The sequence below is a fragment of the Sphingomonas sp. LR59 genome (assembly GCF_036855945.1).
Taxonomy (GTDB): Bacteria; Pseudomonadota; Alphaproteobacteria; order Sphingomonadales; family Sphingomonadaceae; genus Sphingomonas.
In genome coordinates this window covers 362,448-383,390 of record NZ_JASPFL010000001.1, presented here as the reverse complement: position 1 = coordinate 383,390, position 20,943 = coordinate 362,448, and the positions used below count along the sequence as shown (strand labels likewise).

Genomic DNA, 20,943 nt, shown 5'->3' with positions numbered 1-20,943 from the left:
CGTGCCGTCGCTCATCCGAGCCCCTTCGCTTCACGCCACGCCGGGTCGTACAAGGTCGACAGGTAGCGGAATCCGGTGTCGCACAAAATCGTCGCGATCCGCTTGCCTGGTCCCAGATGCCGCGCCAGCGCCACCGCACCCGCGACGTTGATCCCTGACGACAGCCCGAGGCACAGCCCCTCCTCGTCGAGCAGACGGCGGACCCAGGCATAGCCCTCCTGATCCGAAATCCGGAACTGCGTGTCGATCGGCGCGCCTTCGAGATTGGCGGTGATCCGCCCCTGCCCGATCCCTTCGGCGACCGACGATCCCTCGGACTTCAGCTCGCCATGCGCATAATAGTTATAGAGCGCCGCGCCGTGCGGGTCGGTCAGCGCGATGCAGACATTCTCGTCCTTCGCCTTCAACCCGAGCCCGACGCCGGCGATCGTCCCGCCGGTTCCTGCAGCGCAGGTGAAGCCGTCGATGCGGCCTTCCATCTGCGCCCAGATCTCCTCCGCGGTGCCGACGATATGCGCGCGGCGGTTGGCGGTGTTGTCGAACTGGTTCGCCCACACCGCCCCCGGCGTCTCCTCGGCGATCCGCCGCGAGGTGTGGACGAAATGGCAGGGCGAGGAGAAGGCCGCGGCCGGGACGAGCACGAGTTCGGCATTCAACGCACGCAGGGTGTCCATCTTCTCGCGGCTCTGCGTCTCGGGCATGACGATGATCGTCTTGTAGCCCTTCGCATTGGCGACCAGCGCGAGCCCGATCCCGGTATTGCCCGCCGTTCCCTCGACGATCGTGCCGCCGGGCTGGAGCAAGCCGCGCTGCTCGGCGTCCTCGACGATGAACAGCGCCGCGCGATCCTTCACCGACGCACCGGGATTGGCGTATTCGCACTTGCCGAAGATGTCGCAGCCGGTGGCGTCGCTGGGTCCCTTCAGCCGGACGAGCGGGGTGTTGCCGATAAGGGCGAGCGTGTCGGGTGTCGTTTGCATGGAGCATATGTGGCGTCCCGAGCGACACCGGGCAAGCGAGCGAAACTTTGTCGTATCAAACCGCCGACCGCATGAACCCATCGACCGCCGAATTTAGGTCTCCCGCTTGATCTATGTTACATCGGCGCCTCATCTCTGGGCGGAGGCAAAGCATCGTGGAACCGTATCTGAACGTCCGCGCGCTTCTCGACGAAGCGCTGCACCTCCTCGACGGACTTGGCGAGACGTTGATCGCCGCGCATCTGATGACGCCGATCGCGGTGCTCGACGACCGGATCGATTCTGTTTGGCGACACGCCGGATTTCGTGCCGCCCCATATCCGGTGACGCCGCCGTCGCGAAAACGCCACGGCTCGTCGTCAGGCAAAATCGGCGCGGCGAACGTCTGGGCGAACGAAAGGCCATAAGCCTTGACGCTCCATGCTGCATGCGCGAAGCGAGGTTCCGCTATGAAAATCCTCCCCTCTCCGCCGTCGCCGCGCTGCTCGTGCTGGCCGCCTGCAACTCCAAGCCCGCTACGCCCGAGGTGCTGGACAGCAATCCCGATCCGATGGCCAACACGCTCGCCAACGCCGCGCCGGTCGAGCTGCCGCCGGCGATCAAGTCCGAGGCGACGCTGCGCTGCAAGGACAACAGCCTGCTCTACGTGACGTTCTTCCAGGGCGACAAGCAGGCGGTGGTGCGTACCAAGAAGGACGGCACCCCGACGACGCTGAAGTCGGATGTCGCCGGCGCGCCGAAGACCGCCGAGGGCGGCTGGTCGATGACCGGCAGCGAGACCAACGTCACGCTGACCGCGCCGGGCAAGTCGGCCCAGATCTGCCACGCGTAAATCGGCGCGTTCTTGACTCTTGAGACGGCCGGCGGATCATCCGCCGGCCGTTTTTCTTTGTGCCGCGCACTCTTGCCCTCGCCGCCGCGGACCGGCACGCTGCCGCCATGGCAACAGTCGCGATCTACAGCCTCAAGGGTGGCGTCGGGAAGACGACGCTTTCGGTGAACCTGGCGTGGTGCGCCGCGACCTTGTCCGCACGCCGCACGCTGCTGTGGGACCTTGATCCGCAGGCCGCCTCGACCTGGGTGCTCGGCGGTGCGGGTAAGGTCGATCAGGCGCAGGCGATGTTCTCGAAGGACGTGCCGGTCGCCAAACAGGCGCGGCCGACCGCCTACCGCCACCTCGACCTGATCGCCGCAGACGCGTCGTTGCGCGGGCTCGATCAGCTGTTCCACGATCTCGACAAGAAGAAGCGGCTCGCCAAGCTCCTGTCCGAGCTCGCCGACTATGACCGCGTGATCCTCGACTGCCCGCCCGGCCTGACCGAGACCGCGGACCAGGTGATGCGCGCCGCCGACCTGATCGTCATCCCGGTGATCCCGTCCCCGCTCTCGACCCGCGCCTATGACGCGGTCGTCGACCATCTCGGTGGCCGGACGGCGTTGCTCCCGGTCCACGTCATGGTCGACAAGCGCCGCGCGCTGCATGCCGAGGCGCTCGCCCGCCATCCCGACTGGCCGGTCATCCCGATGGCGAGCGGGATCGAGTCGATGGCGGTCAAGCGTGCGCCGGTCGGCGTCTTCGCACCGAAATCGGCCGCCGCGCAGGCGTTTGCAGACCTCTGGCGCCGGATCGAACACCGGCTCGCCGCATGAGCGACATACTGGACCCGCAACTCGTGCTCGGCGCCTATTCGGTCGGCGTGTTTCCGATGGCCGACAGCCGCGACGCCGCCAGCGTGTACTGGGTCGAGCCCCGCCGCCGCGCGGTGCTCCCGCTCGACGGCTTCCAGCTCTCACGCTCGCTGCGGAAAACGATCGTCGCCGACCGCTTCCAGGTCACCGTCGACACCGCCTTCGACCGCGTCGTGCAACTCTGCGCCGAGAGCGTCGAGGGCCGACCCGAGACGTGGATCAACGACGGCATCGAACGCGTCTTCCAGACGCTCCACGCGATGGGGTTCGCGCATTCGGTCGAATGCTGGGACGGCGGTAAGCTGGTCGGCGGGCTCTACGGCCTGTCGCTCGGCCGCGCGTTCTTCGGCGAAAGCATGGTAAGCCGCGCCACCGACGCGTCGAAGGTCGCGCTCGCGCATCTCGTCGCCCGGCTCCGCGCGGGCGGGTTCACGCTGCTCGATTGCCAGTTCCAGACCTCGCACCTCGCCTCGCTCGGCGCGATCGAGATCGACCGCGCGGATTACGTCGCGTTGCTGGGCGCGTCGCTCGACGGTGCGCTCAAGCCCTCGTCCGCCGCCGGGGTCTCGGCAGCCGCCGGCGATTTCCGCGCGCTCGATCGCTTGGCGGGCAAGGCCTCGGCCGGCGGCGCGGTATCCGGCCCGGTCGCCGGGAAGGTCATCGCACAGCTCTTGGTCCACACGTCGTAGATCGGATGCTGCACCGCGTTCAGCGCGGGGCGTTCCTTGTACAGCCACCCCGAAAACGTCCGCCGCCAATGCCGGTCGACGCCGCGCACCAGCACTTGCACGAACGCACCGGTCAGCTGCTCCTGCTCCCACGGCGCGGTCTGCTCGCACGCGCGCAGCCGTAGCACGACATCGCCCATCCGCGTCGCCTGGCCGGGCTTGAGCGTCACTTCGCGGGTCTCGCCGTTACGCTTGTTGAGCAGGCCGAGCACCGCCACGCGCTGCGCCATCGGCGTGCCGCCATTGGCGATCGCGGCAGCGCCGGTATCGATCGTCTCGATCGAGGAATTACCGGCGTCGTCCGCGCCGGGCAGGTCCTGCTGGACCGCGGCAGCCGGAGTCGCAGGCTTGGTCAGCGCGCGGTATCCGAACCAGCCGCCCACCGCCAACGCCACGACCAACACGGCCGCGGCGAGCCAGCGCATGATCACCCTTCGGGCGTCCAGGCTTCGTAATCGCCCGTCGCGGCGGCACGCTTGCCGCCCTTTTCAAGCGCACCCGAGGGGCGATAGGCAAGCGCGGTGCCGGTCATGTTGGGTACGGCCGGCTTCTGCCAGGCACGGATCGGCGGCAGCGCGCGATCGGGCACGTCGTCGACCTGGTGATGCAGCCAGCTGAACCACGCCGGCGGCACGCGGCTCGCGTCGGTCGCGCCCTGATAGATCACCCAGCGGCGCGGGTTGCCAGCAGTGTCCTTGCCACCCTGGTAATAGACGTTGCCGAGCGCGTCCTCGCCCATCTTCGCCATGCTGCGCAGGCCGAATTTGGTGCCGAGGGTGGCGCCGTTCCACCACGTGAATGTCGATGCGAGAAAGCCCATGACGGGCGCTTAACCCGAGTGGGGGCGGGCTTCAACCTCGATGATAGGGGAATACAGCCACCGATGCCGTCAGGATTGATCCTCCCCCGCAAAGGGAGGGGGCTGGCGAAGCCAGACGGACGGGTGACGCCCCCTCGATAACGAACTCCCCCTCCGTCAGCCCAAGCGTCCTTAGACCGTAATCACTCACCCCCATTATTCCGTCACCCCCACTATTCCGTCACCCCAGCGAAAGCTGGGGTATCCCCGTTGGCGAGCGCTGGCTTGGAACGGGGAGATCCCAGCTTTCGCTGGGATGACGAGCTTGTGGGGGAGCGTTTTAGTCCACCCCGGAGGAAGCGCCTACTTCGCCTTGTCCCACGTCACCAGATCCCCCTCGGCGATCCCCAGTTCCGCAGCCCGGCCGCCCATCAATTCCAGCACCGCCCCGACCGGCTCCCCCGACGGAATCGGCGTTTCCGAGAACGGCACCGTATTCTCGGCGATCCGCGCGATCGTGCCGTCGGCGCGGATGTAGATGATATCGAGCGAACTCGGCGTGTTCTTCATCCAGAAATTCGCGACCACAGGCGCGCCACCGGCCGGCGGATAGGGCCAGAACAGCATGCCGCCATCGGGCTTCAGGTCGGTACGGAACATCAGCCCCCGCGCCTGCGCGTCGAGCGTCTTCGCGCTCTCGACCGTGAACGCATGCGTCCCGTTCGTGCTCTTGATCGTGAGTGCGAGTGTGCCGTCCTTGGTCACCTCGGTATCAGCGCCGCTATTCATATACGCGACACCCCCGGCGCCGGCGCCCAGCGCCAGCACCGCCGCCAACGCGGCCTTGGCAGTGAAACTCATCCCAGATCCTTTTCGACCGCAACGGCCAGCGGCCCCTGCGCCCGTCGACGACGCGCACGCGCAGCGGTTGATCGGGTTCGACCGATTCGATTCCGGCGCGGCGCAGCGTTTCCATATGCACGAAGATATCGCTGCCATCGCTGCCGCGTATCAGAAAACCATAGCCCTTCAAACGGTTGAACCATTTGACGGACGCCGCTTCGAACGGTCCGGCGGCGTCGATCATCGCGATCGGATCGATCCGGTCGGGTGACGACGGGGCACGGACCGTCTCCTCGACCGCGTTGGTCATGTCGATCGAGACGATTTCGCGCGCCTGGAACCCGCGGCCGCGTTGCACCGACAATGTCTCGACTCGCGCGCCTTCGGGAAGGCTGCGGCGGCCATGCGGTTGCAGGACGGAAAAATGCACCAGGATATCGCCAACGGTCTCGTCGTCCGCGACCGCGAACCCGAAGCCGCGAGTCACGTCGAACCATTTGATGACCCCGCCGATGGCACGGGCCTCTGGCGCGACACCGCCGACGATCACGGCACTCACGCGCTCGCCGCCCCCCACGAGGCTACTACTAGCTACGCCGTCCCCCACGAGGCTACCGCTCGCGAGGCCGCCGCTCGTCAGGCCGCCGCCCACAAGACCACCGGTCGCGAGCCCACCGCCCGCAAGCGTCGTCGTTCCCGCCTCCACTGGCCCCATTTCTACCGGCATGTCAGCACCTGCTGCGTGTCGTTACGCATTGTTACACCCCTGAGCGCCTTGCTAGCACGGTTCGTCGCAGCCGCAATGAATCCGTTGTGGTGTTCACTCGAAATCGAGCAACTCGGGGGTGTCGGACGGCGGTGTAGCAACAATTTTGCGTGCAAGATCGAATTTGTGCCCCGCGCGCAGCATTCCCGCGAGCTGCTTTTCGTGCAGCTTCCGATCGCCCTCGCCGCTGCCATATGGTCCGATTCGTTTGCGCCGTGCATAGGCCAGTGCCGATTCGACCGCGCGGTCCGCGATCGCCGGCGCCACCGACTCCGCGTCGCCTTCGTCGATGCCGGCCTCACGAAATGCGCCGGCAACCCGCCGCGCCCCCAAGCCACGTCGCTGCATCGCAGCAGCCCGTTGTTCGGCGAAGGCGCGGTCATCGACATAGCCGAGATCGGCCATCCGCTGTGCAAGGTCGCCAGGCTCCGCCAGCGCCGCGCCGGTGCCCCCGTCCCAGCCACGCTCGCGGATTTTGCGCATAAGGTAATCGGTGAGCCGCCCCCGCGTCGTCGCGAATCGCTCGACATAGCGTAGCGCCATCTGCTCCAGCGCCGCAGCATCGAGCGGTTTCGGCGCGGGACGCTCGCGGGATCGCTCCTTGCTGCCGCCTTTCCCGCCGCCTTTGCCCCAGCTCTTGCCGCCGCGCCGCTTCGTGGTGCCGCTATCGTCGAACGCGCCGTTTTCCGGGTCGCCGGCATCCAGCGACGAGGGAAACGCGTTGCTTTCGCTGTGGCTATCATCGGTCACGCCATCATTGTGCCACACTGGCACCCGAAGTTGAACGGCTAGACTGAAGATAGGTGTGGTGTGCGAGCACCGCGACCAACCAAGGCAGGAACTGCGATGACGACCGACACGGCCAACAAGGGCGGCACGACCGTAGCGACGATCGTTGCGACGCCGACCCAAGACGCCCTGCCGCGCCGCTTCGCCGATTTCGGCACGCTGGGCGAAGCCCTCGATTACGCGGCAAGCGGTAACCGCGGGCTTAATTTTCACGACGCACGCGGGACATTGTCGCAGCCCTACCCGTATTCGCAACTTCGCACCGACGCCCGCGCGATGGCCGATCGCCTGATCGCCGCCGGCGTCGCCCCTGCCGACCGTATCGCGCTCGTCGCGGAGACCGGCCCCGAGTTCGCCGCGCTGTTCTTTGGCGTCGTCTATGCCGGCGCATGGCCGGTGCCGCTGCCGCTGCCGACCTCGTTCGGCGGCCGCGATCTCGTACATTGAGCAGCTTCGCGTCCAGCTTGCGAGCTGCGATCCGAAGATGCTGATCTTTCCGCCCGAACTCGCGCAGATGGCCGGCGAGGCCGCGCGCCTGTCTGGCACCGTCGGGATCGACTGGTCCGAGTTCGCGACGAGAGAGGCGCCCGCGGCAACGCTACCCGAGGCCAAGCCGGACGACATCGCGTACCTGCAATATTCGAGCGGCTCGACACGCTTCCCGCATGGCGTCGTCATCACCCACGCCGCGCTGCTCAACAATCTTGCCGCGCACAGCCACGGCATGGAAGTCTGCGACACCGATCGCTGCGTTTCCTGGCTGCCCTGGTATCACGACATGGGGCTGGTCGGCTGCTTCCTGTCGCCGATCGCCAACCAGGTCTCGACCGATTACCTCAAGACCGAGGATTTCGCGCGCCGTCCGCTCGCGTGGCTCGATCTCATCAGCCGCAACGAAGGCACGACGCTCAGCTACTCCCCGACCTTCGGCTACGATATCTGCGCGCGCCGCATGTCGTCGCAGACCAAGGCAAGCGACCGCTTCGACCTGTCGCGCTGGCGGGTTGCGGGCAACGGCGCCGACATGATCCGCCCGGACGTGATGCAGTCGTTCGTCGACGCGTTCGCCGATGCGGGCTTCATGGCCAGCGCGTTCCTGCCGAGCTACGGCCTTGCCGAGGCGACTTTGGCGGTCTCGCTGATGCCGCCTGGCGAAGGCATCCGCGTCGAACTGGTCGAGGAAACCCAGCTTTCGGGTGGCTCGCGCGGCGGGGACCGTCCCCAGCGCTACCGGGCGATCGTCAACTGCGGCAAGCCGGTCCGCGACATGCGAATCGAGATCCGCGAGGAGGACGGCACGCCGCTTCCCGATCGCGCGATCGGCAAGGTCTGGTGCAGCGGCAAGTCGGTGATGGTCGGCTATTTCCGCGACGACGCCGCGACCGAGGCGTGCATGGCGGATGGTTGGCTCGATACCGGCGACATGGGCTATATGTCGGACGGCTACATCTACATCGTCGGCCGCGCCAAGGACATGATCATCGTCAACGGCAAGAACCACTGGCCGCAGGATATCGAATGGGCGGTGGAACAGCTTCCCGGCTTCAAGGCGGGCGACATCGCCGCGTTCGCGATCACCACGCCCGGCGGCGAGGAGACGCCCGCGGTGCTGGTCCAGTGCCGCAGCTCGGACGAGGCCGAACGCCTGCGCCTGCGCGACGAAATCCGCGAGCGCGTGCGGTCGGTGACGGGCATGAACTGCCTGATCGAACTGATCCCGCCGCGCACTTTGCCGCGCACGTCGTCGGGCAAGCTCAGCCGTGCCAAGGCGCGCAACCTGTATCTCAGCGGTGACATCAAACCGTATGATATTGCCGCCTGACAGGCCGACCGCGTTAAAAATGATCGTGTTCTGGTTAGATTTGACCAAAACGACAGCAATTAGATCCAGTTTGGTGTGATGCATACGTTCCGCTAACCAACGCGTGGTTATGCCATTCGCGTGACCAAGACCCCGCCTTCCGCGTCGAGCCGCATCGTCGTCGACCTCGCCACGCTATTGGCGATCCGCGAAGGCGGCGATCCGGTCGTCTGGGGCCGGATCCGCGCGGCGCAGTTGTTCGCGGGGCGCCGCGTGGCGCTGTTCCTGCTCACCAGCAACATCGTCGCGATGCTGGCGATCGCGTTCCTGCTGCGAGGCGTCGTGCCGCACTGGCAGATCGCGGCGTGGGCGGCGCTGGTCGCCGCTGCGGCGGTGTGGGTGGGGTTTCGCCGGCTCGCTACCGATCATCGCGGCGACGGCTATGCGAGCCTGCGCCAGCTTCGTCACACGATCTGGGACGGCTTCGTTCTTGCGCTCGTCTGGTCTGCGGTGCCGGTCTTCTTCTGTACGCATGCACCGACCGGGACGACCGCGGGGCTGGGTCTCACGCTTGCGGTGCTGATGGCGGCGGCGGCCCTGGCGATGGCGCCGCTCGCACTCGCGACGCTCGTATTCCTGGGTTATCTTGGTGTGGCAATGGCCATCCAACTCGCCTTCGCCAGCAGTTTCGCCGCCGCGCTCGGCCTGTTGCTGTTCACCGGGTTGCTTATGGTGGCGTGCATCCATCGCGCGCGCGCGCTGATTATGCTCCGCGCAAGCGAGATCGTTCTAGACGACCGCAACGAGACGGTCAGTCTGTTGCTCGGCGAGTTCGACGGCACCGGCGCTGACTGGCTCTGGGAAACCGACGCGACCCGCCGCGTCGTCAAGGCCAGCCCACGGTTTGCCTTTGCGTGCGGCCTCGATCCGGCCAGTATCAATGGCCTGCCGCTGTTGCAGCTGCTGGCCGGCCCGAGCTGGGAAACCGGCGAGTTCGATACCGCATTGCGCACTTTGGCTGAGCGGCTGAAACGGCGGGAAAGCTTCCGCGATCTACGCCTTCCCGTCCAGATTGGCGGGGAGGATCGCTGGTGGAGCATGGCCGCCTCGCCACGTTTCGACGATCACGGCGAGTTCTACGGCTTTCGCGGCGTCGGCTCCGATGTGACCGAACAGCGTGCGTCGGCGGACAAGATCAACCGGATGGCGCGCTTCGACACCCTGACCGGCCTGCCGAATCGACTGATGGTGAATGAGACGCTCGTGAAGGCGATGGCGGATGCCGATCGCTGGGGCGGCCGCTATGCGTTCATGATGCTCGATCTCGATCGCTTCAAAGCGGTCAACGATACGCTTGGCCACCCGATCGGCGATCGACTGCTTGGCCGTGTGTCGGAGCGGATCCACGCGCTGATGGGCGTCAACGAGACCTGCGGACGTTTGGGCGGGGACGAATTCGCGGTGGTGGTCCGCGACGCGAGCGACGCCGCCGCGGTCGAGCGGCTTGCCGAGCGGATCATCGCCTCGCTGTCGCGTCCCTACGAGATCGACGCCCATACACTCCATATCGGTGCCAGCATCGGCCTTGCGATCGGTCCGCGTGACGGCCGCACCGCCGACATGCTGATCCGCTCGGCCGACCTCGCACTCTATCGCGCCAAGGACGCCGGACGCGGCGTGTTCCGCCGGTACGAACCGGAACTCCACGTTCAGGCGGAAGAGCGGCGGATACTCGAAATGGCTTTGCGCGACGCCATCGAGAAGGGCGAGATGCACCTCGTCTACCAGCCGATCGTCGAGACCGACAGCGCGCTGCCCTGCGGTTTCGAGGCGTTGCTGCGCTGGACCAGCGCCGAATTCGGCTGCGTATCGCCGGCCAAGTTCATTCCGCTTGCCGAGGAAACCCGGCTGATCGGTCCAATCGGCGCGTGGGTGGTCAGGACCGCCTGCGAAGAAGCCGCGCGCTGGCCATCGGACATGCGGATCGCGGTCAACGTGTCTGCAGACCAACTCCGCAATCCTAGTTTCGTGACCACGATCGCGTCGGCGCTCGCGAGCACGGGCGTGTCACCCGAACGGCTCGAGCTCGAAGTGACCGAAGGCGTCTTCATGCATGAAGGCCTTGGTGCGACGCAAATTCTCGATCGTGTGGCCGAGCTCGGTGTTCGCCTCAGCCTCGACGATTTCGGCACCGGTCATTCCTCGCTCGGCTATCTCAGCCGAACGCGCTTTTCCTCGCTCAAGATCGATCGCAATTTCGTGCGCGACGCGGCTTGCGGCGTGCGCGAGGCCGTGGCGATCGTCCGCGCCGGGATCGCCCTTGCGACGAGCCTCGGCATGGCCACCACGGCCGAGGGTATCGAGACCGAAGCCGAACTCAGAGCCCTTCGCGATCTCGGCTGCACCAATGCGCAAGGGTTCTATTTCGGGCGGCCGATGTCGGCCGAGAACGCCCGCTCGCTCGCCAACCGCGGTTGGAAAGACGCGGTCGCCGCCTGATCGCTACCTGGCTATCGGACGATAGCAGGCCCGGCGTGCGCCAGGCCCACCTGCTGGATACGCGCGATCAGCGGCGGCGTTCGCGTCCCGCAAAACTTACCAGGCTTTCCGCGCCATCGGCCGAAACCGCCGAGATGCCGACGAAATTGTCGTCGACCGGCACCTGCGACAGCACCGTCTGCGGATTTGGCCCGGTCGCTACCACCTCGCGCACATCGGTCCAGTCCTGGACATCGTTGCGACGCCAACGAACCCTGTACTTCACGGCGCCCGGCACCGCGTTCCACTTGATCGTCGTGTCGCGCGACAATGCTCCGGCCATCGACACGTCTTCGGGAGCCGCGGGTGCCGCCGCGATCCGAGCCAAGGTCGCGACGTTGATCGCCGTCACCTTGGCCAGATACGGAAAGTCCATGCCCTCGATCGTGTCGCCGTAGACGACGCCCTTTTCGGTGCGGAGGTCCTGGTGCTGGCGGTCCCAATTCTCGGCGGCGACCGAGAAGCGCACGGCGGGATAGCCGAGTTTCAGAAATGGCTCGTGATCGCCGCCGCGCCCGAACCGGTCCGGGCGGCGATCGAGCATCACGTCGAGCCCGCCCGGCACATCGCCTGCGACTCCGTCGATCATTTTCGCCAGCGACCGACTGGGGCCATCATCCTCGCCACCGTCCGCACGACGCCCCTGTTGCGCGGCCAGATCCTCCGAGGCGCGGATACCTTCGGAAAAGACCCGGACCTTGTCGGCAACGCGAACTCCGCCCTGCCCGACGGTGTTGCCGACGATATCGTTGTTCAGCATCGCCGAGACCGACCAGCCACGCGCCTTTGCAGTGTCGGCGAGCAATTCGGCACCCCAAAGGCCCTGTTCCTCGCCTGAGAACACCGCGTAGACGATGGTCGCGTCGAACTGCCGTTGCGACAGCAACCGTGCCGCCTCCAGCGCCAGCGCGACGCCGGACGCGTTGTCATTGGCGCCGGGCGCGTCGGAGGTGGCGTTCATCACGTCGGTCACGCGGCTATCGATATGCGCGCCGACGATCACCACGCGGTTCGGATTGCGGCCTTTCTGGATGCCCAGCACATCCTCGACCACGACCCCGGCCGGTGCACGCGGCCCGGTGAACGAGCGGGCGATCCGGTCGACGACGATACAGCCGCCACACGATGCGCCGATCTGCGTGAAACGTTCTGCGGCCCAGGTCCGAGCCGCGCCGATCCCCGCCTCGGATCGGTCGTCGTCGACGCAGTATGCCGGGTACCGAAACCGACCATCGTCGTGACGTCCGCCTGCAACCGTTTCACAGACGGTGCGGGCAATGGCGTTGGAGCAGGAAGCGGGGCGGCGGCAGCGGCAGCGGCGGCTAGCCACGACGGAAGAGCGTATATCGACATTGGCAGACCGTGCCGCGATCGGCACCGCTGCTCAAGCCAATAGTAAGGCACCGGTCGATCAGCGATAGCGACAGGGGGACCAAGCTCCGCTTTGATGTCAGACCCTTACAAAAACTCGAACTGGTCGAAAACTGATCGAAGTATGATAAATTTTTCATATATATGCTAAACATATGATTGTCTTGAGAGGACGATCGATGATCATCGGGCATTCAGTATCGAACAGCGAGGGCGTCATACAGGCTATCGACGGCCCCGTCGCAACATTGCTGCAGCGCGGGCGAGATCAACTTATCGGTATTTCGTATATGTCGATCACACATCCCGACGATCTTGCGCTAAACTTGGCGAAGGTCTCCGCACTCCAGGCCAACGGACAATCCGCAAAAATCCGCAAACGCTATATCGGTGGCAGGGGAGACATCATCGCGGTGGACGTTCAGGTTTCCCGGGTGATGGGATCCGATGGCGGCCATCTGGTTGGAACCTTGTCGACGATCGACGACATCCTCGATCAAGACCCCGCGCCCTATCGACTGTGGCGTCGCGCTCGGGAACTCCTAGATATCATGCGCGCGCGTGACGACATCCTCGGGGCGGACCTGTTCGCCGATCACGCCTGGACGATCCTGCTGCTGACCTATGTCGCCGAAGCCGAGGGCCGGATCGCGTCGATCGCGACCGTCGCCAGCCATATACCGCTATCGCAGACCACGATCGTGCGTTGGCTGCGCGTGCTGCAGTCCAAGGCGCTCTTCGAACCGACGCTTCCCGGCATCGATGCGCTGCAACTGACGCAGACCGGTATCGACAAGGTGGAAATGTTGCTGGATCAGAAGGTCGCACTACCCGTCGGCTGATCGATCTTCTTGACGGCATCAACGACACTGGCCGCTGTCGCAAACGGCCCGCTCCGGACGCTCAGCTCAACCGGTCGATCGCCTCGCGCGTCAGTGAGCCTGGGATGATCATCACCGGCACCGGCAGCGCGCCCGCATCGGCGCCGGTGAAATGCGCGATCAGTTCGCCCGGCGCGCCGGTTGCCGCGGCGCCCAGCACCAACGCGGCGATTTCCGGGTTCGCCTCGATCATCTCGCGGATGATCTTCGGCCCCTCGCCTTCGCGCACCGTGATCGACGGACGCAAGCCTGATTCCTCCAGCAACGTCCCCGCCGCACCCGCGACCAGACCCTGTGCGTGAAGGTGCGCCTCCTCCTCGATCGTCGCCTGGACGCCTCCGAACGCGATGAACTCCTGTGGCGGGATCACAGTCAGGATCTCGACGCCGCCGCCGGTCTTCACCGCGCGCCGTGCAGCAAAGCGCAACGCGATGCCCGCTTCCGGACTGTCGTCGATCACCACCAGATAAATGCGCATTTTCGCCCCCGTTATTGCCGGTAATTGGGCCGATGCGTGGCCGTTCGCAAGTGCGGCGGGGTTGACCCGAGCGGACGAGGGCGCGAGTAGGCATGCCGTTACGTCACGCCCTGGGGAAATCCATGTCGATCGAGATCAAGATGCCTGCGCTGTCCCCGACCATGGAGGAGGGTACCCTCGCCAAATGGTTGATCAAGGAGGGCGACGTCGTGAAATCCGGCGACCTGATGGCCGAGATCGAAACCGACAAGGCAACGATGGAATTCGAAGCCGTCGACGAAGGCACCGTGGTCAAGATCCTCGTCGCCGAGGGTACCGACAACGTGAAGGTCGGCACCGTCATCGCGATCATCGCCGAAGAGGGCGAGGATGCGTCGTCGGTTTCGTCGGCGCCGGCGAAGAGCGAGACGCCCGAGCCCGCCGCCAAGGAATCGGAAGCCAAGCCCGACCCGAAGGATCCCAACGACACCGGTAGCGAGGCCAAGCCCGCCCCGCGTACCGAAGCGTCCGCCGAGGATCACGGTCGTCCCGTAGATGCCGGCCCGGCCTCGTCGGGTGACCGCGTAAAGGCGAGCCCGCTCGCGCGCCGCCTTGCCGCCGACAAGGGCATCGATCTCGGCGCCGTGTCGGGTTCGGGGCCGAAGGGTCGCATCGTCAAGGCCGACGTCGAAAGCGCGAAGCCGGGTGCGGCTCCCGTTGCCGCGAAGACCGAAGCGGCTCCGACCGCCGCCGCGGCTACTCCGGCACCTGCTGCGAAGCCTGCGACCGTGCCGGACATTCCGCACGAGGCGACCAAGCTCAGTAACGTGCGGAAGACGATCGCGCGTCGCCTGACCGAGTCGAAGCAGACCGTTCCGCACATCTATCTGACCGTGAACATCCGCCTCGATGCGCTGCTCAAGCTGCGCGGCGAACTGAACAAGAGCCTCGAATCGCGCGGCGTGAAGCTTTCCGTCAACGACCTGCTGATCAAGGCGCAGGCCGTCGCGCTGATGCAGGTGCCGACCTGCAACGTGATGTTCACGCCCGACCAGCTGATCACCTTCCAGCGTGCCGACATCTCGGTCGCGGTGAGCACGCCGTCGGGGCTGATCACGCCGATCATCGTCGGTGCGGACACCGCCTCGCTGTCGTCGATCTCGACGCAGATGAAGGACCTCGCCGCCCGCGCCCGCGACGGCAAGCTGAAGCCCGAGGAATATCAGGGCGGCACCGCCTCGATCAGCAACATGGGCATGTTCGGCATCACGCAGTTCGATGCAGTCATCAACCCGCCCCAGGCGATGATCCTGGCGGTCGGCGCGGGCGAAAAGCGTCCGTACGTCGTCGGCGACGAGCTCACCGTGGCGACCGTCATGTCGGCGACCGGCAGCTTCGATCACCGCGCGATCGACGGTGCCGACGGCGCGCAGTTCATGAAGGCGTTCAAGCATCTGGTCGAGAACCCGCTGGGCATGCTGGCGTAGTCTGACGGACATGGACTTCACCTCCCCCACTCCGTTCGCCCTGAGCGAAGTCGAAGGGCATGAGACTCATGTACCTCGACTGCGCTCGGCACGAACGGTTTAGGGGGTGTTCGACATGAAGAAGACGACCATCGAAATCCTGCACATCCTCGCAGGTCTCGCCGTTGCCGTCGCGATCACCTGGGCGGCAGCATGGTCCTACCCGCTCGGGCAGGACGTGATCTGGTCTTGCGGGGCCGCAGCCATGGTCGCGACCGTGCTGATGGGCGTGGGACCGTTGCGCCGCGCCCGCCGTCTCGACAGAACTACCCGCAGGAGTGAAGCGTGACCGAATTGCCGCCTGAAAAGGCTCCGACGATCCGCGTCACCGCGATGCCCGCCGACGCGAACCCGTATGGCGACATCTTCGGCGGCTGGCTGATGGGTCAGATGGATCTTGCCGCCGGCTCGGTCGCGTCCCGGCGTAGCGGCGGTCGCGCCGTTACGATCGCGGCGGACGCGATGAAGTTCCACATGCCGGTCGTCGTCGGTGACGAGGTGTCGGTCTACGCAGAGCTTATCGCGGTCGGCCGCACCTCGATGACGATCGAGGTCGAGGCGTGGCGCCGCGCTCGTCACAGCAACGACAGCTGCAAGGTGACCCAGGCGCGCTTCATCTTCGTGGCGGTCGGCGACGACCGCAAACCGCGGCCTGTGCCGCCCGAAATCAACTGAATCGAAGGACTTACCGTGGCTGATACCTATGATCTCGTCATCCTCGGCTCGGGCCCCGGCGGCTACGTCGCCGCGATCCGCGCGTCGCAGCTCGGCCTAAAGGTCGCGATCGTCGAGCGTGAGCGCTTGGGCGGCATCTGCCTCAACTGGGGCTGCATCCCGACCAAGGCGCTTCTGCGGACGTCGGAAATCTATCACTACATGCAGAACGCCGAGAGCTACGGCCTCAAGGCGGACAATGTCGGCTTCGACCTCGCCAAGATCGTTGACCGCTCGCGGAAAGTCGCGGGCCAGCTGAATGCGGGCGTCAAGGGCCTGATGAAGAAGAACAAGGTGACCGTCGTCGAAGGCGTCGGCACCGTGACGGCCAAGGGCAAGCTGTCGGTCAAGCAGGGCGACAAGACGGTCGAGCTCGAAGCCAAGAACATCATCGTCGCGACCGGCGCCCGCGCCCGCGACCTGCCGTTCGCGAAGGCTGACGGCGAGCGGATCTGGACCTATCGCCACGCGATGGTACCGACCGAGATGCCGACCAAGCTGCTGGTCATCGGCTCGGGCGCGATCGGCGTCGAGTTCGCCAGCTTCTACAACGACATGGGCGCCGACGTGACGATCGTCGAGATGCTCCCGCGGATCCTCCCCGTTGAGGACGAGGAAGTCTCCGCGTTCATGGACAAGGCGCTCAGCAATCAGGGCATCAAGCTGCTGACCCAGACCGGGCTCGAAGGGCTTGTCCCCTCGGCGAACGGCGTCACCGCCAAGATCAAGGCGAAGGACGGCAAGCTTTCGGAGGAGACCTTCAGCCACGCGATCATCGCGATCGGCATCGTTCCCAACACCGAGAATATCGGGCTGGAGGCGCTCGGCGTCGAGACCGACCGCGGCCATATCAAGACCGACGGCTATGGCCGCACTAACGTCGACGGCATCTGGGCGATCGGCGACGTCACCGGCGCGCCGTGGCTCGCGCACAAGGCCAGCCACGAGGGCATCATCGCGGTCGAGAAGATCGCCGGCGGCTCGCCGCACCAGATGGACAAGGCCAACATTCCCGGCTGCACCTATTCGCGCCCGCAGGTCGCATCGGTCGGCATGACCGAGGCGAAGGCGAAGGAAGCCGGCTACGAGCTGAAGGTCGGCAAATTCCCCTTCATCGGCAACGGCAAGGCGATCGCGCTGGGCGAGGCCGAGGGCTTCGTGAAGACGGTGTTCGACGCGAAGACCGGCGAACTGCTCGGCGCGCACATGGTCGGCGCGGAAGTGACCGAGCTGATCCAGGGCTATGTCGTCGCGCGCCAGCTCGAGACCACCGAGGCCGAGCTGATGGAAACGGTGTTCGCGCATCCGACACTGTCCGAGATGATGCACGAGAGCGTCCTCGCCGCCTATGGCCGCGCGATCCACTACTAATGCCGGTATCCTCCCCCGCCAGGGGGAGGTGGCAGGCGCTTGCCTGACAGAGGGGGCGGAAAGGGAAACCTCTGTGCCGTGCCCTCCCCTCCGACGCCTTCGGCGCAACCTCCCCCTGGCGGGGGAGGATCAGAGTTGGAGCATGCCCCTTCCCGTCATCCCGACGAAAGTCGGGGCCCAGGGCACCACCCGCAACGCTTTTGGCTCCGACTCCTGACGATCGTCAGGATGACGTTGCGTGATACCCAACCAACCGACCAGACCGGGCAAGCCATCCCGTTTCGGCCCTAACTCTCTTGACCCTCGCGCACGAGCCTCCGAAAGGTCGCCCTGCCCCGACGTCCGGCTCTCAGGATGTCGCGGCGCATGAGCCACCGGTGCAGGACCCGCGAATGTCGATCGACCCTGCCTCCCGCCTCACCCCGCGCCACATCGCGCTCGTCGCGACGGCGCTGTGCGTGGCCTCGCTCGCGCTCTTCTGGCCGGGCACCGCGATGTACGACGCCGTCGCGCAATATAAGCAGGTCCTGTCGGGGGTGTACGACGACTGGCATCCGCCCGCGATGGCACGCATCTGGGCGCTGCTTGCACCGCTCGGCGCCGGTGCGACGCCGATGCTGGTCCTGCAGCTCGGCACCTACTGGCTCGGCCTCGGCCTGATCGCCGCCGCGCTGGCGCGAGCGGGGCGCAGCCGCAGCGCGGTGGCGATCATCGTCATCGGCCTGTTGCCACCGTTTCTCGGGTGGCAAGGCGTCGTCCTCAAGGACGCGCAACTGACCGGCGCGATGCTCGGGGCATGCGGACTCGTCGGCTGGTACAGACTCTCGCACCGCCCCATGCCACGCGCACTCTGGGTCCCGACCGCATTGCTGCTGGCCTATGCGGTCCTCGTTCGCGCAAACGCCGTCTTCATCGTCGTGCCATTGGTGGTGACGCTCGCTCCCCGCCCCGCCGGAACCGTCGCCAAGATCATCACCGGCCTGATTGCGGTAGTCGTCGTCCTAGCCGTAGCGCCGGTCGTCAATCACCAGATCCTGCGCGCGCAACGTAGCGGCGTGGAATCGACGCAGGCGTTGTTCGATCTGGCCGGCATCGCCGCGCGCGTACCCGACGGGACCGCGATCGGCCTGACCCGCGCCGAAGCGGACGCCGTGGTCGCGCGCCACTGCGCCTCGCCGTTCTTCTGGGATCCGCTCGGCGACGACGCGCATTGCGGAACGACGATGGCGCGCCTTCGGGCGCTACCCGTCGGTACGCTCTACCTGACACTCGCCGGATCGGCGCTGCATCATCCGATCGCCTATGCGGCGCACCGCTTTGCGCATCTGAACTCGACCGATCGCTGGCTGGTCCCGTTCCACTGGCCGAGCGCAGCCCCCGACCATGTCGGAGCCCAACACGGTCGGTCTCGCCAGCCCGAACGCCGCCGCCAGGCACTGGGAAAGCCTGACCGCCATGATCGTCGAGACGCCGCTGGGCTGGCCGATCAGCTGGATCGTGATCGCGATCACCGCGCTGGCGACAGGCCTGTCGCGTCCCGCCGATCCGGCCCCCGATCCGGCCCACGATCCAGTCCGCGATCTTGCCACGGCGCTACTCGTCTCCGCGCTCGCCCTGGAAGCCAGCTTCGCGGTCCTCAGCATCGCGTCGGACCTGCGCTATCACCTGTGGCCGATGATCGCGACCGCGGTGGCGGTGGTTTTGCTGGCCGATCGCGCGCCGCCGCGACACATCGCCCGCGCCGGTATCGTCGTACTTCTGCTGGTACTGGCTAGCGGCGGCGCCGCGCGGGTTCTGTCGCCGCCGCCGCCGCAGACCTATGCGGGTATGCTGGGTTGATTGCCGGTGCCCAAGACAGGTGCGTGACGCTGTAAGTCAGGGCGATCGGCATGGCGTCGTGCGGGCGAGAACACACCGTGCCGTCGCATCCAAACCGGACGAAACACGCCGCTTTCGCTTGCCTCCTCAAACCAGCCATCCTAACTTAGATCATGCTAACACGTTCTCAAACCGCTGTTTCGCTGATGAAGATGGCGCTCGCGTTGCTCGACCGTGACCGGCCCGATCTCGCCTCCTGTCATCTTCACCATGCGATCGAAGTCGCCGAGGACGATGTCGAGATCGGCAGCATTGCCACCAGGGATGCCGCCGCAACGGAGCCAGTCGACAAGTCGATCCGCTGACTCGTCCCAAGCGTGTGATCCCGTTACCCCATCGCTGACATCCTGCCTAAAAGGTCCGCATCGGCCGTGCGGTGATCATCGCACACCCTCGGATGACTGTTTTGCTGAACACAGATTTCGCGCGAACAACCCGTATAGTCTCCACGGCGCGCTGTGCGTATTCGAGCGCACTAGCCGGTTAAACTATAGTATACCGGGTCTATTGATCCCCATCAGCACGATTCACGATCTGTATATGGGTCTAATATCGATGCACGCTCGTTACGACGCTGAACCATAAAGGGGACGCTCGGCTCGATCATGCGTATCGCGATTATTTCTCATCTGAAGCATGCGATCGTCGAGCCGTTTGCCGGTGGACTCGAGATGCACACGCATCTTCTTGCCACCCGGCTTCGCGCACGTGGCCATGATGTCGTGCTGTTCGCGTCGACGCGGTCCGATCCCGCGACCGGGCTGACCGCGATCTGCGACGAGACCGCGCTGATGGCGACCGGCGTCGCGGAAGCGACCGACATCGCGTTCTTCCGCGAACATCACGCCTATCTGCGGCTGATGTCTGAGCTACGGCGCGGCGGCTTCGATATCGTCCACAACAATTCACTGCATTATCTGCCGGTTGCGATGGCGGATACGTTGCCGATGCCGATGGTCACGACGCTGCATACCCCGCCATTCTGCTGGCTAGAGAGCGGCATTCGGTTGTGCCGCGCCGAAGCGACCCGGTTCGTCGCCGTATCGGAGGCGATCCGCACGATGTGGTCGCCGATCGTCCCGATCGACCGGGTCGTCGGCAACGGTATCGATCTCGACCGCTTCCCCTATCAGGCCGTCCCCGACGCCGATCCCTATCTGGTCTGGTATGGCCGCATCGTCCCCGAAAAGGGTCTTCATCTGGCGATCGCGGCGGCACAGAAGGTCGGCCTGCCGCTGCGTATTGCCGGTCCGATCTCCGACCCGGACTATTATGCCGAGGAGGTGGCCCCGCATCTCGGCGATGCCGTGCGCTATGTCGGCCATCTCGATCACGCCGCGCTATCGTTGCTGATCGGAGGTGCCCGGGTATTCCTGTGCACGCCGTGCTGGGACGAACCGTACGGGCTGGTCGTTGCCGAGGCACTGGCGTGCGGCACACCGGTCGCGGCATTCGCGCGCGGTGCGATCCCGACCTTGCTCGATGACGGTAGTGGCGTGCTGGCGACGCCCGACGATGTCGACTCGCTTGCCACCGCAGCCGTACGGGCGATGCACCTCGCCCGATCGGACAGCCGCGCGCGCGCCGTTGCGATCTGCGATGCCGAAACGATGATCGACGGTTACGAGGCGTTGTATGCCGAGATGTGCGCGGAAATGCGCGCGAAGACTGCTGCTCCGCCCATGCCCGTGCCGATCCCGGAACCGCTGGCGTCGGCGATGTGGCCTGCCCTGGCCGCCAGCAGACCCGCGCCTGCCAACCGCGCGCTGCGCCGATGATGCCGTTCTGCGTCTGCGTACCTGCCCGCAACGA

19 protein-coding genes and 3 pseudogenes are annotated in these 20,943 nt (G+C 65.9%); 14 read left to right on the top strand and 8 right to left on the bottom strand.

The window, feature by feature from the left end; genetic code table 11:
- Window positions 1-11: 11 nt before the first annotated feature.
- The gene (locus QP164_RS01860; protein ID WP_277982334.1) at window positions 12-980 is read right to left on the bottom strand and encodes a cysteine synthase A; all 969 of its coding nucleotides are present in this window, start codon (window positions 978-980) and stop codon (window positions 12-14) included.
- Between the two features lie 155 nt (window positions 981-1,135).
- On the opposite strand from QP164_RS01860, the gene QP164_RS01855 reads away from it, so the two are divergent.
- The 4 genes from QP164_RS01855 (at window position 1,136) to aat (ending at window position 3,358) form a co-directional block, all read left to right on the top strand.
- Complete coding sequence (locus QP164_RS01855; RefSeq protein ID WP_333921938.1) at window positions 1,136-1,387, top strand: hypothetical protein; 252 nt, start codon at window positions 1,136-1,138, stop codon at window positions 1,385-1,387.
- A gap of 20 nt (window positions 1,388-1,407) precedes the next feature.
- Window positions 1,408-1,812 (top strand): hypothetical protein, encoded by a 405-nt coding sequence (locus tag QP164_RS01850; RefSeq protein ID WP_333921937.1) that lies wholly within the window; start codon window positions 1,408-1,410, stop codon window positions 1,810-1,812.
- A 107-nt stretch (window positions 1,813-1,919) separates the two neighbouring features.
- The gene (locus tag QP164_RS01845; RefSeq protein ID WP_333921936.1) at window positions 1,920-2,630 is read left to right on the top strand and encodes a ParA family protein; all 711 of its coding nucleotides are present in this window, start codon (window positions 1,920-1,922) and stop codon (window positions 2,628-2,630) included.
- Window positions 2,627-3,358 (top strand): leucyl/phenylalanyl-tRNA--protein transferase, encoded by a 732-nt coding sequence (gene aat / locus QP164_RS01840; RefSeq protein WP_333921935.1) that lies wholly within the window; start codon window positions 2,627-2,629, stop codon window positions 3,356-3,358. The genes QP164_RS01845 and aat overlap by 4 nt, the downstream gene beginning before the upstream one ends.
- A 35-nt stretch (window positions 3,359-3,393) precedes the next feature.
- Here the strand turns inward: aat and QP164_RS01835 are convergent.
- From QP164_RS01835 to QP164_RS01815, 5 genes and pseudogenes are all read right to left on the bottom strand, one after another.
- Window positions 3,394-3,627 (bottom strand): annotated as a pseudogene (locus QP164_RS01835) (DUF2155 domain-containing protein); the annotation flags it as partial.
- 197 nt (window positions 3,628-3,824) lie between these two features.
- The gene (locus QP164_RS01830; protein ID WP_132738795.1) at window positions 3,825-4,217 is read right to left on the bottom strand and encodes an NADH:ubiquinone oxidoreductase subunit NDUFA12; all 393 of its coding nucleotides are present in this window, start codon (window positions 4,215-4,217) and stop codon (window positions 3,825-3,827) included.
- Between the two features lie 342 nt (window positions 4,218-4,559).
- Window positions 4,560-4,985 carry a DUF192 domain-containing protein gene (locus QP164_RS01825; RefSeq protein WP_332755404.1) on the bottom strand — a complete coding sequence of 142 codons (426 nt, stop codon included), beginning with the start codon at window positions 4,983-4,985 and terminating at the stop codon, window positions 4,560-4,562.
- Window positions 4,978-5,766: a cold-shock protein gene (locus QP164_RS01820; RefSeq protein ID WP_333921934.1), complete on the bottom strand. Its 789-nt coding sequence runs from the start codon at window positions 5,764-5,766 to the stop codon at window positions 4,978-4,980. Before QP164_RS01820 ends, QP164_RS01825 begins: the two co-directional genes overlap by 8 nt.
- Window positions 5,767-5,859: 93 nt before the next feature.
- Window positions 5,860-6,555 carry a regulatory protein RecX gene (locus QP164_RS01815; protein ID WP_333921933.1) on the bottom strand — a complete coding sequence of 232 codons (696 nt, stop codon included), beginning with the start codon at window positions 6,553-6,555 and terminating at the stop codon, window positions 5,860-5,862.
- A 96-nt stretch (window positions 6,556-6,651) separates the two neighbouring features.
- Between QP164_RS01815 and QP164_RS01810 the strand changes: the two are divergent.
- Window positions 6,652-8,416, top strand: a pseudogene (locus tag QP164_RS01810) (fatty acyl-AMP ligase).
- Between the two features lie 120 nt (window positions 8,417-8,536).
- The gene (locus tag QP164_RS01805; RefSeq protein ID WP_333921932.1) at window positions 8,537-10,894 is read left to right on the top strand and encodes a putative bifunctional diguanylate cyclase/phosphodiesterase; all 2,358 of its coding nucleotides are present in this window, start codon (window positions 8,537-8,539) and stop codon (window positions 10,892-10,894) included.
- 67 nt (window positions 10,895-10,961) lie between these two features.
- Here QP164_RS01805 and QP164_RS01800 read toward each other — a convergent pair.
- Window positions 10,962-12,286, bottom strand: a pseudogene (locus QP164_RS01800) (M20/M25/M40 family metallo-hydrolase).
- 308 nt (window positions 12,287-12,594) lie between these two features.
- Between QP164_RS01800 and QP164_RS01795 the strand changes: the two are divergent.
- Window positions 12,595-13,146 (top strand): hypothetical protein, encoded by a 552-nt coding sequence (locus QP164_RS01795; RefSeq protein ID WP_333921931.1) that lies wholly within the window; start codon window positions 12,595-12,597, stop codon window positions 13,144-13,146.
- Between the two features lie 61 nt (window positions 13,147-13,207).
- On the opposite strand, the gene QP164_RS01790 is transcribed toward QP164_RS01795, so the two are convergent.
- Window positions 13,208-13,663: a universal stress protein gene (locus tag QP164_RS01790; protein WP_132738806.1), complete on the bottom strand. Its 456-nt coding sequence runs from the start codon at window positions 13,661-13,663 to the stop codon at window positions 13,208-13,210.
- 122 nt (window positions 13,664-13,785) lie between these two features.
- On the opposite strand from QP164_RS01790, the gene QP164_RS01785 reads away from it, so the two are divergent.
- The 7 genes from QP164_RS01785 (at window position 13,786) to QP164_RS01755 (ending at window position 20,909) form a co-directional block, all read left to right on the top strand.
- Window positions 13,786-15,129 (top strand): pyruvate dehydrogenase complex dihydrolipoamide acetyltransferase, encoded by a 1,344-nt coding sequence (locus QP164_RS01785; protein WP_333921930.1) that lies wholly within the window; start codon window positions 13,786-13,788, stop codon window positions 15,127-15,129.
- Window positions 15,130-15,244: 115 nt separating this feature from the next.
- Complete coding sequence (locus QP164_RS01780) at window positions 15,245-15,457, top strand: hypothetical protein (protein ID WP_333921929.1); 213 nt, start codon at window positions 15,245-15,247, stop codon at window positions 15,455-15,457.
- A 44-nt stretch (window positions 15,458-15,501) separates the two neighbouring features.
- Window positions 15,502-15,843, top strand: a complete 342-nt coding sequence (locus QP164_RS01775) for an acyl-CoA thioesterase (protein ID WP_333924156.1) — start codon at window positions 15,502-15,504, stop codon at window positions 15,841-15,843.
- A gap of 15 nt (window positions 15,844-15,858) precedes the next feature.
- A complete protein-coding gene (gene lpdA, locus QP164_RS01770) occupies window positions 15,859-17,253 on the top strand; it encodes a dihydrolipoyl dehydrogenase (RefSeq protein ID WP_333921928.1) in 1,395 nt (464 codons plus the stop codon).
- 392 nt (window positions 17,254-17,645) lie between these two features.
- Window positions 17,646-19,028, top strand: a complete 1,383-nt coding sequence (locus QP164_RS01765) for a hypothetical protein (RefSeq protein WP_333921927.1) — start codon at window positions 17,646-17,648, stop codon at window positions 19,026-19,028.
- Between the two features lie 249 nt (window positions 19,029-19,277).
- Entirely contained in the window at window positions 19,278-19,436 is a 159-nt protein-coding gene (locus tag QP164_RS01760; protein ID WP_333921926.1) for a hypothetical protein, read from the top strand.
- A gap of 300 nt (window positions 19,437-19,736) precedes the next feature.
- Window positions 19,737-20,909, top strand: coding sequence for a glycosyltransferase (locus tag QP164_RS01755; protein WP_333921925.1), 1,173 nt, complete (start codon window positions 19,737-19,739; stop codon window positions 20,907-20,909).
- The last annotated feature ends 34 nt before the right edge of the window (window positions 20,910-20,943 follow it).

Bases quoted from the DNA above. Each gene is read 5' to 3' on its own strand.
- QP164_RS01775 (WP_333924156.1), top strand. From the start codon at position 15,502: ATGCCCGCCGACGCGAACCCGTATGGCGACATCTTCGGCGGCTGGCTG.
- QP164_RS01795 (WP_333921931.1), top strand. From the start codon at position 12,595: ATGTCGATCACACATCCCGACGATCTTGCGCTAAACTTGGCGAAGGTC.
- QP164_RS01845 (WP_333921936.1), top strand. From the start codon at position 1,920: ATGGCAACAGTCGCGATCTACAGCCTCAAGGGTGGCGTCGGGAAGACG.
- QP164_RS01790 (WP_132738806.1), bottom strand. From the start codon at position 13,663: ATGCGCATTTATCTGGTGGTGATCGACGACAGTCCGGAAGCGGGCATC.
- aat (WP_333921935.1), top strand. From the start codon at position 2,627: ATGAGCGACATACTGGACCCGCAACTCGTGCTCGGCGCCTATTCGGTC.
- QP164_RS01830 (WP_132738795.1), bottom strand. From the start codon at position 4,217: ATGGGCTTTCTCGCATCGACATTCACGTGGTGGAACGGCGCCACCCTC.
- QP164_RS01825 (WP_332755404.1), bottom strand. From the start codon at position 4,985: ATGAATAGCGGCGCTGATACCGAGGTGACCAAGGACGGCACACTCGCA.
- QP164_RS01755 (WP_333921925.1), top strand. From the start codon at position 19,737: ATGCGTATCGCGATTATTTCTCATCTGAAGCATGCGATCGTCGAGCCG.
- QP164_RS01860 (WP_277982334.1), bottom strand. From the start codon at position 980: ATGCAAACGACACCCGACACGCTCGCCCTTATCGGCAACACCCCGCTC.
- QP164_RS01785 (WP_333921930.1), top strand. From the start codon at position 13,786: ATGTCGATCGAGATCAAGATGCCTGCGCTGTCCCCGACCATGGAGGAG.
- QP164_RS01820 (WP_333921934.1), bottom strand. From the start codon at position 5,766: ATGCCGGTAGAAATGGGGCCAGTGGAGGCGGGAACGACGACGCTTGCG.
- QP164_RS01760 (WP_333921926.1), top strand. From the start codon at position 19,278: ATGAAGATGGCGCTCGCGTTGCTCGACCGTGACCGGCCCGATCTCGCC.
- QP164_RS01780 (WP_333921929.1), top strand. From the start codon at position 15,245: ATGAAGAAGACGACCATCGAAATCCTGCACATCCTCGCAGGTCTCGCC.
- QP164_RS01765 (WP_333921927.1), top strand. From the start codon at position 17,646: ATGTCGATCGACCCTGCCTCCCGCCTCACCCCGCGCCACATCGCGCTC.
- QP164_RS01850 (WP_333921937.1), top strand. From the start codon at position 1,408: ATGCGCGAAGCGAGGTTCCGCTATGAAAATCCTCCCCTCTCCGCCGTC.